Annotated in this window: 14 protein-coding genes; 8 read left to right on the top strand and 6 right to left on the bottom strand. The window is 63.3% G+C overall.

Going from position 1 to position 13,810, the window contains the following annotated elements; translation table 11 throughout:
* Nucleotides 1-2 precede the first annotated feature (2 nt).
* The 4 genes from GYH29_RS22340 to GYH29_RS22325 are packed head-to-tail and all read right to left on the bottom strand — an operon-like array spanning nt 3 to nt 2,787.
* On the bottom strand, nt 3-1,121 hold the full coding sequence (locus GYH29_RS22340) for a hypothetical protein (protein WP_043589498.1): 1,119 nt from the start codon (nt 1,119-1,121) through the stop codon (nt 3-5).
* Nucleotides 1,105-1,776, bottom strand: a complete 672-nt coding sequence (locus GYH29_RS22335) for an ABC transporter ATP-binding protein (RefSeq protein ID WP_019101180.1) — start codon at nt 1,774-1,776, stop codon at nt 1,105-1,107. Before GYH29_RS22335 ends, GYH29_RS22340 begins: the two co-directional genes overlap by 17 nt.
* Nucleotides 1,773-2,546: an ABC transporter permease gene (locus GYH29_RS22330; RefSeq protein WP_043589500.1), complete on the bottom strand. Its 774-nt coding sequence runs from the start codon at nt 2,544-2,546 to the stop codon at nt 1,773-1,775. The genes GYH29_RS22335 and GYH29_RS22330 overlap by 4 nt, the downstream gene beginning before the upstream one ends.
* A gap of 1 nt (nt 2,547) precedes the next feature.
* Nucleotides 2,548-2,787 carry a CBS domain-containing protein gene (locus GYH29_RS22325; protein ID WP_141113137.1) on the bottom strand — a complete coding sequence of 80 codons (240 nt, stop codon included), beginning with the start codon at nt 2,785-2,787 and terminating at the stop codon, nt 2,548-2,550.
* Between the two features lie 368 nt (nt 2,788-3,155).
* Here GYH29_RS22325 and GYH29_RS22320 point away from each other — a divergent pair, with 368 nt between their 5' ends.
* From GYH29_RS22320 to yedA, 4 genes are all read left to right on the top strand, one after another.
* Nucleotides 3,156-3,356 carry a hypothetical protein gene (locus tag GYH29_RS22320; protein ID WP_019101079.1) on the top strand — a complete coding sequence of 67 codons (201 nt, stop codon included), beginning with the start codon at nt 3,156-3,158 and terminating at the stop codon, nt 3,354-3,356.
* A 55-nt stretch (nt 3,357-3,411) separates the two neighbouring features.
* Nucleotides 3,412-4,002, top strand: coding sequence for an L-threonylcarbamoyladenylate synthase (locus tag GYH29_RS22315; protein WP_081574770.1), 591 nt, complete (start codon nt 3,412-3,414; stop codon nt 4,000-4,002).
* Nucleotides 4,003-4,028: 26 nt separating this feature from the next.
* On the top strand, nt 4,029-4,697 hold the full coding sequence (gene tolQ / locus GYH29_RS22310) for a protein TolQ (RefSeq protein ID WP_161524419.1): 669 nt from the start codon (nt 4,029-4,031) through the stop codon (nt 4,695-4,697).
* Nucleotides 4,698-4,783: 86 nt separating this feature from the next.
* A complete protein-coding gene (gene yedA / locus GYH29_RS22305; RefSeq protein WP_043589959.1) occupies nt 4,784-5,647 on the top strand; it encodes a drug/metabolite exporter YedA in 864 nt (287 codons plus the stop codon).
* Between the two features lie 85 nt (nt 5,648-5,732).
* On the opposite strand, the gene GYH29_RS22300 is transcribed toward yedA, so the two are convergent.
* Both GYH29_RS22300 and GYH29_RS22295 read right to left on the bottom strand, forming a co-directional pair.
* On the bottom strand, nt 5,733-6,260 hold the full coding sequence (locus GYH29_RS22300; RefSeq protein ID WP_052051870.1) for a cytochrome b: 528 nt from the start codon (nt 6,258-6,260) through the stop codon (nt 5,733-5,735).
* A 344-nt stretch (nt 6,261-6,604) separates the two neighbouring features.
* Nucleotides 6,605-7,768 (bottom strand): lytic polysaccharide monooxygenase, encoded by a 1,164-nt coding sequence (locus GYH29_RS22295; RefSeq protein ID WP_019101074.1) that lies wholly within the window; start codon nt 7,766-7,768, stop codon nt 6,605-6,607.
* 439 nt (nt 7,769-8,207) lie between these two features.
* Here GYH29_RS22295 and GYH29_RS22290 point away from each other — a divergent pair, with 439 nt between their 5' ends.
* The 4 genes from GYH29_RS22290 (at nt 8,208) to ptsP (ending at nt 13,693) form a co-directional block, all read left to right on the top strand.
* A complete protein-coding gene (locus GYH29_RS22290) occupies nt 8,208-8,942 on the top strand; it encodes a GntR family transcriptional regulator (protein WP_019101073.1) in 735 nt (244 codons plus the stop codon).
* Nucleotides 8,939-10,060 (top strand): N-acetylglucosamine-6-phosphate deacetylase, encoded by a 1,122-nt coding sequence (nagA, locus tag GYH29_RS22285; RefSeq protein WP_107732092.1) that lies wholly within the window; start codon nt 8,939-8,941, stop codon nt 10,058-10,060. Before GYH29_RS22290 ends, nagA begins: the two co-directional genes overlap by 4 nt.
* Nucleotides 10,041-11,063, top strand: coding sequence for an SIS domain-containing protein (locus tag GYH29_RS22280; RefSeq protein WP_043589504.1), 1,023 nt, complete (start codon nt 10,041-10,043; stop codon nt 11,061-11,063). Before nagA ends, GYH29_RS22280 begins: the two co-directional genes overlap by 20 nt.
* A 125-nt stretch (nt 11,064-11,188) precedes the next feature.
* A complete protein-coding gene (gene ptsP, locus GYH29_RS22275; protein ID WP_161524418.1) occupies nt 11,189-13,693 on the top strand; it encodes a phosphoenolpyruvate--protein phosphotransferase in 2,505 nt (834 codons plus the stop codon).
* The last annotated feature ends 117 nt before the right edge of the window (nt 13,694-13,810 follow it).

Raw genomic sequence — 13,810 nt, 5'->3', positions numbered from 1 at the left:
AGTTAAATCTTGTGGTCTTCGATAATGGACAGGGCCAGGCGCGCGCAGCCGTAGAGCAGGCTGCAGGCGATCAACAGCGTGGCCAGGGTATAAAGTCTGCGCGGGTATTCCGCGTCTTCGGCCAACTGCGGCGAGGTCACGACGGCGAGGCTCTTGCGCTTGTGGCTGGCTTCCACGCGGCTTTTCTCCAGCGCGGTCAGCGCCAGCTTGTACAGGTCGGCCTGAAAATCGACTTTGGCCTTCAGTTCCTGATACTGGGCGGCTTGACGGTTCAGCCGTCCATCTTCAGGAGCGGCCAGCTTGCTTTTTTCATGGAGAATCTGGGCCTTCAGCGCCGCCAGTGCGCCGGCCAGAGCCGTGATCTGGGGGGCGTCGCTTTGCAGATAGCTTTGCAAATTGCGCAATTCGGCCTCTAATTGCGCCTGCTTGGCCTGTAGCTCCGCCAGCAGTTGGCCTGCCGCCTGGGCCTGGGCGATCGGATCGAGTTGGCCATGGCTGTTCTGATACTTCAGCAAGGCCTCTTTGGCTGTGTTCAGGCCTTGATAGGCGCGTTCCGCTTCTTGTTGGGCGAAGGCAAGCTCGTTGCGGCTGATGGTTTGCGACAGTCCGTTGATGAAGCGCTCGCATTCTTGCAGGATGGCGAGGTTCAAGCCCTGGGCGAACCGCGGGGTGAAGCCCTGGCTGCGTATCGTCAGCAAGGAGGTTTTGTCGTCGAACATCACACCCACCTTGTTGCGATAGAAGGCCAGCGTGTCTTCCTTGCTGGCCGATGCCGATAGCCGGTGCGGCCAATCAAGACCGGCGGCGTCAAAGGCTTTCTTGAACGCCAGCCGTGTTTCCAGCCGTTGCAGCATGTCCGGCGAATGGATGTACTGCTGCAACAGCATGGCGTCCTCCCGGACCGTGGAGGCGCCGGCGCCTAATAGTGTGCTCAGATTGAGATCTCCTCCGCCGTCGCTGGAGCGTTTGACGATGACCTTGGACTCGCTGACGTAGCGATCCTGGGCGATCAGGACGAAATATGCGCCGCACAGCGTCAGCGGCAGTCCGATGCAGATCCATGGCGAGACGAGGCGGGCGAGCAGGGCTTGGGGCAGGAAACGGTCAAACCACTTCAACATTTTCTTCTTCCCGGTAGGCCTGAATGGCGTCGTCAATGCGCTGGAAATAACGGACTTGGTAACGGCCGATCAACAGTCCGGCGTCGCAGAATTTCTTCAGTTCGGACATGGAGTGCGACACCATCAGGAACTGGCTGTGTCGGCGCCGCTCCAGCATCAGTGCCGCGCTTTTGCGCTTGAAGGCGGCATCGCCCACTGCGGTGATCTCATCGACCAGGTAGTAGTCGAAGGGGAAGGCCATAGACAGGCCAAAGCCGAGTCTGGAGCGCATGCCGGAGGAATAGGTCTTGATCGGCATGTCGAAATAGTTGCCCAACTCGGCGAAGTCCTCGACAAAAGCGACCTTGTCGTTTAGCTCGTGTTTGCGGGCATAGAGCCGAGCGACGAATTTGACGTTTTCACGTCCGGTCATGCTGCCTTGAAAGCCCGTGGCCAAACCCACTGGCCAGGAAATGCTGTGGCGAGTGACGATGCTGCCGCAATCCGGCCGGTCAATGCCGCCGATGATGCGCAGCAAGGTTGATTTGCCCGCGCCGTTGCGGCCGATCAGGCCGACGCTGACATTGGACGGGATCTCGAGGTTCAGGTCTTTAAAGACATGGAACCGTCCGTTGGGCGTCTTATAGGACTTGCTGAGTTTGTGTATCTGGATCATGAGCGCAACATGGCCGGTTCCCGGCCTTTATAGAGAGATAAGCCGGAAAACAGCAGGGCCAGCGTCCAGGCGGAGAGGTAGGCCAGGCTGTCGTCGTTGCTCGGGTAGGCGGGCATGACCGCGTGCCGCATCAGTTCGAAGGCGTGCAGCAGTGGGTTCCACTCCACCAGCCAGCGGTATTCGACGGGGATCAGGCTGAGGGGGAACAAGATTCCGCTGAGGAAATAGAGCAGCTTCATCAGGATGGGCAGCAGCTTGTCTACCGCCTTGAACGCATGGCCCACGACCATGCAGATCAGGCCCCAGGCGAGGGAGAGCAAGCACAGTAGCAGCCAGGCCGCGATCAACAGCGAGAGCTTGCCTAGCTGGATGGTTTCGCCGGCAAGCCAAAGGCAGCTCATCAGCATGGCGTAGACCAGCGCATAGGTCAGACTCTCCAGCAAGGTCCGGGCTAACACCGCGTCCAGCGGCCGCACCGGGCGGTAGTTGAACAGGCCGCGATTGGCCTCGATGGCGTTCAAGGAGCGCAGGGAGATGTTGCGAAACATCATATAAGGCACGATGCCATTGGCCAGGAAGACCGGAAACGACATGCCGGGCATCGCGCGTTGCACAATGAAGCCAAGCACCAGCAGAAGGATGGCCATATGCGCCGCTGGTTCCAGCGGTGCCCATAGATAGCCCAGCCGATACTCGCCGAAGCGGGTTTTCAACTCCCTCAGCAGTAGCGCGTGCACGGTGGCGCGCATGATGTCGAAGCCGCTGCGCATTTCAGATATGGAATGATTTGACGACGCCGGCCATTCGTTGGCGCTCATCGATGACTAGCGGTGCGGTGATCTTGCGCTGGCTCATCAGCGCTTCCGCTTCCGACTGCAGAGCGTCGGCGGCAATGCAGAATGGCGATGGGCGCATGATGGCGCGGGAGAACGGCGGCAGCGCGTCGGCTTGTCGAGTCAACGCCTGTCCTTGCGTGCGTAAGACGCGTATTCCGGTTTGAAGGGCATTCATGCATTTATCCAATAGGGAGCGCGGCGCTGCGGCGTTATTGTTCAGGCGAGTTTGCTGGGAAGTGCAGTCGGCCGACGCAGTGTTAGTGTTTTGTCATGATGCTAGCATTGGCATGAAATATCCTCATTAGGAAAAGTCCTAAAAAAAACGGGGTTTCTTCCCTGTTTTTATTGGTGTTTTCACTGCAATTTAAAATTAATTAACCTATTTATTTATATGTATTTGTTTTCTAGGATTTAATGAAAAAACAATGTATTTAAATTTTATATTTACATGCGATTTTGTAGGCTTTCCCTATCAAGTTTGATTGCATTGCTTGGGCCGCGGTTCGTGCATGGAGTGCGGCGTATATACGCTAGGGAGAGGTCATGCTTGGAGTGAGCGAGGGAGAGGACGTGGAGCCTGGGAGCCGGCGCCGCCAACTGGCGCAGTTTCTACGCCATGAGCGCCGTTGCTGGCGCCGGCTGGCGTATTGGTTGCAGCAGTTTCGCAGCGACAGGCCGCCGCTGCGCTGCTACGCTTGGCGGCCGGCGCCGGAGGATGTCGACGACGCGGCGTCGAAGCGCTAGGTCGCCGCCTCGGACAGCGGTACAATGCGGCTTTACTTTCGCATCGCCGTCCATCATGAAGTTCACGCCAGGTCGGGTGCGGCCCTTGCCCCGTCTGCCCGGCCGCGCCCTGCAACAGAAGGCCCGCGCGGCCCTGAAGCAAGGCGAGGTCATCGCCTATTCCACCGAGTCCTGCTATGGCTTAGGCTGCAATCCGCTGGATGCGCGCGCCATCCGCAAAATTCTGGCGATCAAGGCCAGGCCTAATCACAAAGGGCTGATCGTGATCGCGGCCGATGTTTCCCAGATCCGCCACCTGATCCGTCCTTTGACCGCCGCCCAATACGCGGAACTGGCGCGCTACTGGCCCGGTCCATATACTTTTTTGCTGCCGGCTTCGCGTCGAGTGCCGCCGGCCTTGCGCGGCAAACACGACAAGATCGCCGTGCGCGTCACCGCGCATGGCGAGGCCGCGGCTTTATGCCGCACTTTGGGCACGGCGCTGGTGTCCACTTCGGCCAACCGCGCCGGCCAGCAATCGCTGAAAACCGCGCGCGCCTGCCGGGAGGCGTTCAGCCGGCGGGTTTTGACCCTGCCGGGGCGCATCGGCAAGCGGCGCAAACCGTCCACCATCATTGATTTGGAAACAGGCCGCGTATTGCGCTGAGCCTGGCGATTACAAGAGGAGTTGCCGTGCAACAGATTTCCTTCCTGAGCCTGATCCTGGACGCCAGCCTAATGGTGCAACTGGTGATGGCCGGCCTAGCCTTGATGTCGGTGCTGTCCTGGGCCTTGATCTTCAACAAGATCGCGGTGCTGCGCGCGGCGCGGCGCAATAGCGACGAGTTCGAGCGCAATTTCTGGAGCGGCACGGACCTGAATCGCTTGTATGAAGACGCCAGCCGCCGCAGCGACACCGTGGGCATGGAGCGTATCTTTCAGTCCGGCTTCGCCGAGTTTTTGAAGCTTCGCGGCCGCAACGGCACCGAGCTGTCGGACATCATGGCCGGCTCGCGTCGCGCGATGAAGGCGGCGGCACAGCGTGAGTTGGACGCTCTGGACAGCCATACCTCCTTCCTCGCCACAGTTGGCTCGGTTAGCCCCTATATCGGCCTGTTCGGCACGGTGTGGGGCATCATGCATGCCTTCATCGGCCTGGGCAACGCTGGTCAGGCCACCTTGTCCACCGTGGCGCCGGGCATCGCCGAGGCGCTGGTGGCCACGGCCATCGGCCTGTTCGCGGCCATTCCGGCGGTGGTGGCCTACAACCGCTTCGCCACCGACGTTGATCGGCTGGCCACCCGTTTCGACAGCTATATGGAAGAGTTTTCCAACATCCTGCAGCGCCTGGCCACACGCTAAGTGAGGCCGCGTCCGCGGCAAAATTGGGCTTGCCACGGACATTCCCATACGGCATGGTATTTGGTTCCACTTTCTTGAGCCGCACCATGCCGTTTTCGCGCATTCCCCCGCTGACCCTAGCCGCTTTCTTCGCCCTGTACGTGATCTGGGGCTCCACCTATCTGGGCATACGCATAGGCGTGGAATCCTGGCCGCCGATGATGATGGCCGGCTTGCGTTTTTCCTTGGCCGGTTGGCTGATGCTGGCTTATTTGTGCGTGCGCAAATACCCGATGCCTAACGCGCGCGAACTGGGCGGCGCCGCCTTGCTGGGCGTGCTGATGCCGGCAGTGGGCAACGGCCTGGTCACGGTGGCGGAGAAAGATGTGTCCTCCGGCGTGGCCGCATTGGTGATCGCCACTGTTCCCCTGTTCACCTTGCTGTTCGCGCGCATGTTCGGCCAGAAGGCGCGCAAGGTGGAGTGGGCCGGCATCGGCCTGGGGGTGTGCGGCATGGTGCTGTTGAACATGGGGGCCAATCTGAAGGCCAGCCCCAGCGGCGCGGCCTTGCTGTTGCTGGCTTCCGCCGGCTGGGCGCTGGGTTCGGCCTGGAGTCGCCATCTGACTCAGCCCAAGGGACCGATGGGCAGCGCCTGGATGATGATCTTCGGCGGCGCGGCTTTGCTGCTGGCCAGCCAGGTCTACGGCGAGAAATTGTTGGCGATGCCGCCGTTGTCCGGCTGGCTGGCTTTGCTCTATCTGGCGGTGTTTGGCTCCATCATCGCTTACAGCGCCTATCTGCACCTGCTGAAAACGGTGTCGCCGGCCGCCGCCACCAGCTACGCCTACGTCAACCCGGTGATCGCGGTTCTGCTGGGCGTGGTCTTCCTCGGCGAGCATATCGGTCTGCACGAGATGTTGGCGATGAGCGTGATCGTGGCGGCGGTGGTTTTGATCAGCTGGCGGCGCTAGCAGCGCTTCCATGTCCGCCGCGCTTCGTGATACGTGGCGAAGCGCAGCAGACTTTGAACAGGCTCTTACTCTTGCCGGAGAGGTTTTAGCTTGTTAACAGCGACATGCGCCGCAACAAACGCCGTCCCCGGCGCTGGTGCTGGATTACCGCGCCGATATGGGCGCTCAGCAGCAGGGCTAGCAGAACATTGCTGGCGAAGTGCAGCTTGGCCAGCGCGCGCGTGGCCGCGCCTGGTTCCAGGCTGGGTTGCAGAGTGAGCAGGCCGAACAAGTCGACCGGTCGTTCCATCATCAGCCAGCCGCTGGCCAGCGATAGGCTGCTCAGCAGATAGAGCAGTGCGTGGGCGCGGCGCGCCAGCCGGTGTTTGGCCGGCGGGATGTCGGCGGGCGGCGGCATGCGGAAGCTGGCGCGGTAGGCGATGCGCAGCAGGAAGACAGGCATGAGCAGGGTGGTCAGCGCGACGTTGAACGGCGGAATCGCCGCGGAGACGGCGGGTGGCAGCGCGCCGGAGGCGAGAGCGAAGCCGCTGATCATCGCCCACAGGATCACGACGGCGCAAATCCAGTGCAGCCAGGCAGCGAGGGGCGGGTAGGTCTGGGTCGAGGTTTCCATCGGAACCGGCTTTCTAGCGAATCCCGGCAGGCGACGCGCGGCAGCCGTCCTGCCTGCGTTGCGGGCATGGGGTGGCCGCCATTCAAAGAATGGGCCTGCGACAGGAGAGGTGGAGGAGGCCGGCCTGCCCAGAGGGGGAAGGCCGGCGGTTCAGCGCGTCACGCTCTTAGAATCTGTTTACGATCTGCTGCGCGTTGGCGGGACTGTTAGACAAGAGCGTTGGAAACGTCTTCGAAATGCTCATGTACCACTTGACCATTTCGCTTTCTCAGCCGTTTTCGCCGTGTCTCGCCTTGGCTCGCGAGATCGTAAACACGTTCTTAGCCCGCGCCGAGCGGGACGGCTTAAGCCGGCGCCCACAAGGCGGGTTGGGTGGACGGAGTCCAGCCCGCGCCGGCCCAGGCGGTGTGCGGCTGCAGGCAGCGGTACTTTTTGCCTTGATAGCTGACGATCTGGCCGGCGGTGTAGGACAGGCCCTCTTTCCAGGTATCGCCCACCGGCGGCGGGTTGATGCCGCCGTCGCCCTTCTTCAGGTCGATCTGGTAGGTGTAGCCCTTGTAGCTGTCGTTCAGATACACGCGGTTGGCGGTGGCGCTATGTTCCGGGGTGATGCTTACCGTGCGTTGCTTCTGATTCATCACGCCGATGCGAATCGCCTTGGAAGTTGCGTTCACTTTCACACCCAGCTCATACGGCCAGTTGGTCATTTGCCCGCTGACGGCGTCCAGTTTGACCGGGATGGTTTCGGCGTCGCGGCCGCTGGCGTCGAACACGCGCAAGGTGGCGGTGCTGTTGTTCGGCAGGTTTTCATAAGCGGTCACCTTGCCGATTTCCTTCCACGGATTGGTCACCGGCGGCGGTTCCGGCGGGTTGGTGCCGTCACCGAAGATCACGTCGGAGCACGAGTAGAAGGCTTCTTCGCTGTCCGCGCGCTTCCAGACATTGAAAATGATGTGCGGGCCGCTCTTGCCGGCCGGCAGCTTGGCCACCATGTGGTAGCGCTTGTTGGCGTCCAGCGGCGGATTGCCGGTCACGGTGTGGAAGGGCTGCGGATCCAGGTCAGACCACTTCAGCGGCTTGGTTTGATCCCAGCCGTTCTTGGTGACGTAGAACTTGAAGTACTTGGTCGAGTGTGGCGCGGTGGCGTGGTAAACGAACTCGTAGTTACCGCTGGCGTCCGGCACCAGCTTGGTTTTCGGCCAGTCGGTGCGGCCCAGGTTGAAGCCCTTGAACTTGTCCTGGCCGCCTGCGCAGAGTTTGCCGTCCGGCACCACTGCGGCGTGATTGTCGCCCTGGGGGTTTTGGTTGATGCCGTTCCAGTCGTACATGGCCTGGGTGCCGCCTACGAGTTTGGCTTGCTGGCAAGCGGCGGACTTCGGTGATTCCGCGCCTTCCTTGAAGCAGTTGTAGGTGCGGTTGATCGGCACTTCCATGGTGCCGTGGGCCCAGAGCGGCGCGCTGAGGCAGGTCAGGGCGAGAGCGGCGGGAAGGCGCAGTTGTGGTTTCATTCTGACTCCTTTGAGCTACGAGTGGTATGCAAGTGCCTGGCAGTTTGCCAGGCAGTCCAATCATCATATGAATGACATATGATTTAAAATAAGACGACTATTTTTAATGTAAGTTTGGCAAAAGGTACTATTGCCATACTTACTGTGTGGTCTTGTATCCGCTTGATTCTTGCAAAAAATGCTCATTCCCAGACCTGTCCCGCCGGTCACGACACATTGATTTCACATTTTCCCCTGCCAAATCATTCGTTTGTCGTTTTGCTGCCATGCAGCAAGTCGACAATAATGCGCGTCAATAAAATGGTATTGACGTGGTATTAATGTGGTATTAACGTTCGCGGTAAGCCGGAAGGCCGGAATCGACACGCGCCAGCGCGGAAGATGCCAGCCGGGGAGACAGGTTATACACTGGGGTTTTCAGACCACTTGCAGACAACCCATGGAAAATCGCTGGCTTGCATTGAAACCGGATGAAACCCTGACCACGCCGCTGTATCTGCAGCTGTCGCGGAAACTGGCCGACGCCATCAACGCCGGTTGGTGGCAGGCGGACGAGGCGCTGCCGTCGGAGCGCACGTTTTCCGAAGAACTGGGCATTTCGCGCGTTACCGCGCGCAAGGCGATGGATGTGCTGCTGGAGCAAGGCCTGATACGCCGACGCCAGGGCTCGGGCACTTTCATCACGCCGCGGCTGGAGCAGCCGCTGTCTCGCTTGACCGGATTTACCGAACAATTGCGCCAACGCGGCTTCGTGCCGTCGTCGGTGTGGCTGGAGCGCGGCGTGTTCGCGCCCAGCAATGAAGAAGTGATCAAGCTGGGGCTGTCGCCCACCTCGCAGGTGTCGCGGCTGAAGCGCCAGCGGCTGGCCGACGGGGTGGTGATGGCGATAGAGATGACAACGCTGCCGGTGGCTTATCTGCCGGAGCCGCAGCAAGTGGGCACCTCGCTGTACGCCCACCTGGATGCCAGTGGCCACTCGGTGGTGCGCGCGTTGCAGCATATCCGCGCGGTGAACGCCTCTGGCGACATCGCCACGTTGGCCGGCATCCGCCCCGGAGAGGCGATGCTGTTGATTACCCGCATCGGCTTCAACGCTGAGAACATCGCGATTGAATTGACCGATACCTATTGCCGTAACGACTACTACGATTTTGTTGCCGAACTGAGACGATGACCCAACACCGAGTGCTGCAAGGACGCATCCTGACCGAATCCGGCTGGATGGACGGCGAATTGAAACTGGCTGCCGATGGCCGCATCGAGTCTATAGACGCGCGCTTGGCCTCCGGGCGCGCGGTGGAGCGCTATCTGCTGCCGGGCTTCATCGATCTTCACGTCCACGGCGGCGGCGGCGTCGACATCATGGAGGGCGGCCGCGCCGCCGAGCGCGTGGCCAGGCTGCACGCCCGCTTCGGCACCACCTCCTTGCTGGCCACCACCATGACCGCGCCGCCGATCGACATTGAGCAGGTGCTGCGCGCGCTCGGTTCCTCCTGTCGCGAACGCCAGCCCGGCGGCGCCCGCATTCTGGGCGTGCATCTGGAAGGCCCTTACATCAACCCCGGCAAACTGGGTGCTCAGCCCGACGACGCCTGCCGCGCGGTGATGGAGCAGGTGGACTGGTATCGTTCGCTGGCGCCGGTGTCGCTGATCACGCTGGCGCCGGAAATCGCCGGCCACATGGACATCATCCGCCAACTGGCGGAGCAGGGCGTCAAGGTGCAACTGGGCCACACTCTGGGCAGTTACGAAGACGGCGTGCAGGCCCTGGAGCAGGGCGCGTCCGGTTTCACCCATCTGTTCAACGCGATGAGCGGGCTGCACCACCGCGAGCCCGGCATGGTGGGCGCGGCGCTGGCCCACGCCGAATACGCGGAACTGATCCCGGATCTGCTCCACGTCCATCCGGGCGCGATCCGCGCCGCTCTGCGCTCGATTCCGCGCCTGTACTGCGTCACGGATTCCACCGCCGCCGCCGGCATGCCGGACGGCGAATACAAGTTGGGTTCGCACTCGGTGACCAAATGCATGGGCGGCGTACGCCTGGCCGACGGCACTTTGGCAGGCAGCACGCTGACCATGGACCAGGCGCTGCGCAACCTGGTGTCCATCGGCCTGCCGCTGGCGGACGCTTCGCACAGGCTGTCGCTTTACCCGGCCGACTACCTGGGCCTGGCCGACCGCGGCCGGCTCGCCGCCGGCGCCTGGGCCGACATTGTGGCGATGGATGCGGATTTGAATTTGCAGCAAGTCTACGTAGAGGGAGAACAAATTGGCCTCGTTGATGCTTGAAGAAGCGCTGTACGCCGCCGAGGCGGTGGCCGCGCAACACATGTACGCCGATGAAGCGCTGGCCGCGCTGGGGCGCGCGCTGGCGGTGGAGCGCCCCAGCCTGGCGCTGACCGTTGCACGCGGCAGTTCCGATCACGCCGCCAATTACTTCGCCTATCTGGCGATGCAACGGCTGGGCGTGCCGGTGGTGTCCCTGCCGATGTCGCTGGTGACGCTGCACCGCGCGCCGCTGGCGGTGAAAGGCCAACTGGCGGTGGCTTTGTCCCAGTCCGGCCAGAGTCCGGACCTAATCGACACCATGAAAGCGCTGGGCGCCGCCGGGGCGCGCACCGCGGCCTTGGTCAACAAGCATCAATCGCCGCTGGCCGCCGCCTGCGAATGGGTGGTGCCCTTGTGCGCCGGCGACGAAAAAAGCGTGGCCGCCACCAAGAGTTACATCACCTCTTTGTCCGCGGTGGCGCGCCTGGTGGCCCACTGGCAGGCGGACGACGCCCTGTTGGCCGCGCTGGCCAACCTGCCGCAGCGTTTGACCGAAGCCACGCGCCAGGACTGGACGCCGGCGGTGGACGCTTTGCGCGACGCCGAACGCATCATGGTGGTGGGCCGCGGGTTGGGCTTCGCCGTGGCGTTGGAAGCCGCGCTCAAATTCAAGGAAACCTGCGCGATTCAGGCCGAGGCCTTCTCCGGGGCCGAGATCAAGCACGGTCCGATGGCCTTGATCGACGACGGCTATCCCTTGCTGATCTTCGCGCCGCGCGGGCCGGAGCAACAAGGCTTGATCGATCTGGCCGAGGAAATGCGCGGCCGCGGGGCCAAGGTGTTGCTGGCCGCGCCGGAAAATATCGTCAGCCGGGATCTGACCCTGGCGTTGGCCGACGACGAAGCGTTGGATCCTTTGCTGGCGATTCAGAGCTTCTATCTGATGGCGGCGCGCTTGTCCGAGGCGCGCGGCCTGAATCCGGACGTGCCGCGTCATCTGTCCAAGGTGACTTGCACGCGCTGAGTCCGGCAACGCTTGAAACCGCGTCCTGATCGGCCATCGAATCGGGGCGCGTCGCGAACGGCGCCCAGCGGAACCGGCGCCGGCCGCGGAGACGATACATAAGTAAGAATGGAGACGCTCCCCCCATGTCCGCTACGCTCGAACTCCTGGCCCCGTTTGATGGGCCGTCCGTGCCGCTGAGCCGTGCGCCCGATCCGGTATTCGCCGGTTTGATGATGGGCGACGGCCTGGCGATCGAGCCGATGTCCGGCACCCTGCTGGCCCCCTGTGACGGCGTGGTGGCGCAATTGGCGCGCACCGGCCACGCCTTGACCTTGCGCGCGGCCAACGGCGCGGAAGTGCTGATCCACATCGGTATCGACACCGTCAAGCTGGAGGGCGAGGGCTTTAAGCCGTTGATCAAGGCCGGCGACTCAGTCAGTCAGGGCCAGCCCCTGATCGAAGTGGACCTGGACGCAGTGGCGCGGCGCGCGCCGTCCTTGCTGACCATGGTGGTGATCGCCAACGGCGAGGCTTACGCATTGAAAAGCCGGGCCGAGGGCTGGCAGCAGGCCGGGCAAAGCGTGTTTCTAACGCTGTCCGGCGGCGCGGCCGTAGACGATCTTCCCCGCGCCAGTGGCGCGGAAAGCCGCGGTCAGGCCACGGTGCGTCACGCCGGTGGTCTGCACGCGCGGCCGGCGGCCCTGGTGCAGAACGCGGCGCGTCAATACCGTTCCAGCGTACAGGTGGAATTCAACGGTCAGGCCGCCAATGCCCGCAGCGTAGTGGCGCTGATGGGGCTGGGGGTGGCCGAGGACGACGATGTGGCGGTGTTGGCGCAGGGCGAGGACGCCGCTGCGGCCGCCGCTGCGGTGATCGCCGCGCTGCAAACCCGCACCGATTCCGGCCATGGCGCGCCCGCGCCCTTGGCCAGCGTCTCGTCGCGTTCGCTGCCGGCCGGCTGGATAGGCGGCGTTTGCGCGGCGCCGGGCCTGGCCATCGGCCAGGTGGTGCGCCTCGACGCCTTCGAACCGCAAGTGGCGGAGTTCGCGGTCAACGCCGACAGCGAGCGCGATCAGCTGAACCACGCGCTGACCGAGGTCAGCGCCGGCATCGCCGCCGCCATTGACGACGCGCTGCGGCGCGGCCAAACCTCGCAGAGCGACATTTTCTCCGCCCATCTGGCGCTGGTGGACGATCCGGAATTACGGGGCGCGGCGGAACGAGACATCGCCGCCGGCCACAGCGCCGGCCACGCCTTCCGCCAAGCGGTGCGGGCGCAGTGCCGGGTGTTGTCCAGCCTGGGCAGCCCCTTGCTGGCCGAACGGGTGGCCGATCTCAAAGACATTGAACGTCAGGTGCTGAAAGCCTTGTTGGGCGACGCCCAAAGCGAGCCTGAATTGTATCCGGCCTCCATCCTGGTGGCCGAAGATCTGGCGCCTTCCGAACTGACCCGGCTACCGCGCGACCGAGTGGCCGGCATACTGTCCGCCGCCGGCGGCGCCACCGGCCACGTGGCCATTCTGGCGCGCGCGCTCGGCATTCCGGCCCTGGTGGCCTGCGGGCCGCAGGTATTGCGGCTAGACGCCGGCAGCGAAGTGCTGCTGGACGCGAGCCAAGGCGGTTGCGATCCGGCGCCGAGCGCCGCCGCGCTGGCCTCCGCGCGGCAGACCATGGCCGAACGCGAGCGCCGCCGCGCCGACATGCGGGCCGACGCCGACGGCGCCGCGGTGACACTGGATGGCGTGCGCGTTGAAGTCGCCGCCAATATCGCCAACGAAGAGGACGCGCGCGAAGCGGTGCGCCACGGCGCCGACAGCGTGGGTCTGTTGCGCACCGAGTTCCTGTTCATTGATCGTCGGGACGCGCCGGACCGCTACGAGCAGGCCAACGCCTATCAGGCGGTGCTGGACGAATTGCAGGGCCGCGTCGCCATCATCCGCACGCTGGACGTGGGCGGAGACAAGGAAGTGCCCTATCTGACCTTGCCGCCGGAACCTAACCCGGCGCTGGGCCTGCGCGGCATCCGCACCGGCTTCGCCCACCCGGAGATGCTGGATGAACAACTGCGCGCGCTGCTGATGCTGCGCCCTCTATCCCTGTTGCGCATCTTGGTGCCGATGATCGCCGACGTTGGCGAACTGCGGCGTTTGCGTCGGCGCATCGACTCGCTGGCCGAGGAAATGGGGCTGAGCGAACGGCCGCAGCTGGGCGTGATGGTGGAAGTGCCGTCCGCCGCCCTGCTGGCCGACCAACTCGCCGCCGAGGCGGACTTCCTGTCCATCGGCACCAATGATCTGACTCAATACACGCTGGCGATGGACCGTTGCAATGCCTCGCTGGCGGCCAGCCTGGACGCAATGCACCCGGCGCTGCTGCGGTTGATAGAACGCACGGTGGCCGGCGCCAGCCTGCACGGCAAATGGGTGGGCGTGTGCGGCGCCTTGGCGTCGGACCCGCTGGCCACGCCGGTGCTGATCGGCCTCGGCGTGGCCGAACTATCAGTCAGCCCAGGCCTGGTGCCGGAGATCAAGGCCAGGGTGAGGGCGCTGGATCAGCAGGCTTGCCTCAAGCGCGTCGAGCAGCTGTTGAGGCTGGATTCCGCCGCCGAAGTGCGCGCGCAGGCCGCCGAATGGTGGCCGGAGGCCTGACCGGTCCGGCGCGCAAGGCCGTTCAAGGTTTCTGAGGTGATTTTGAAGTAATCGCATGCCGCGGGGACACGCGGCGGCGAGCGGCACAGACACACAAGAAGGTAGCAGCCTGGAGCG

The sequence above is a fragment of the Chromobacterium haemolyticum genome (genome assembly GCF_009936155.1).
Lineage (GTDB): Bacteria > Pseudomonadota > Gammaproteobacteria > Burkholderiales > Chromobacteriaceae > Chromobacterium > Chromobacterium haemolyticum.
This window is presented reverse-complemented; position numbering and strand designations above follow the sequence as displayed.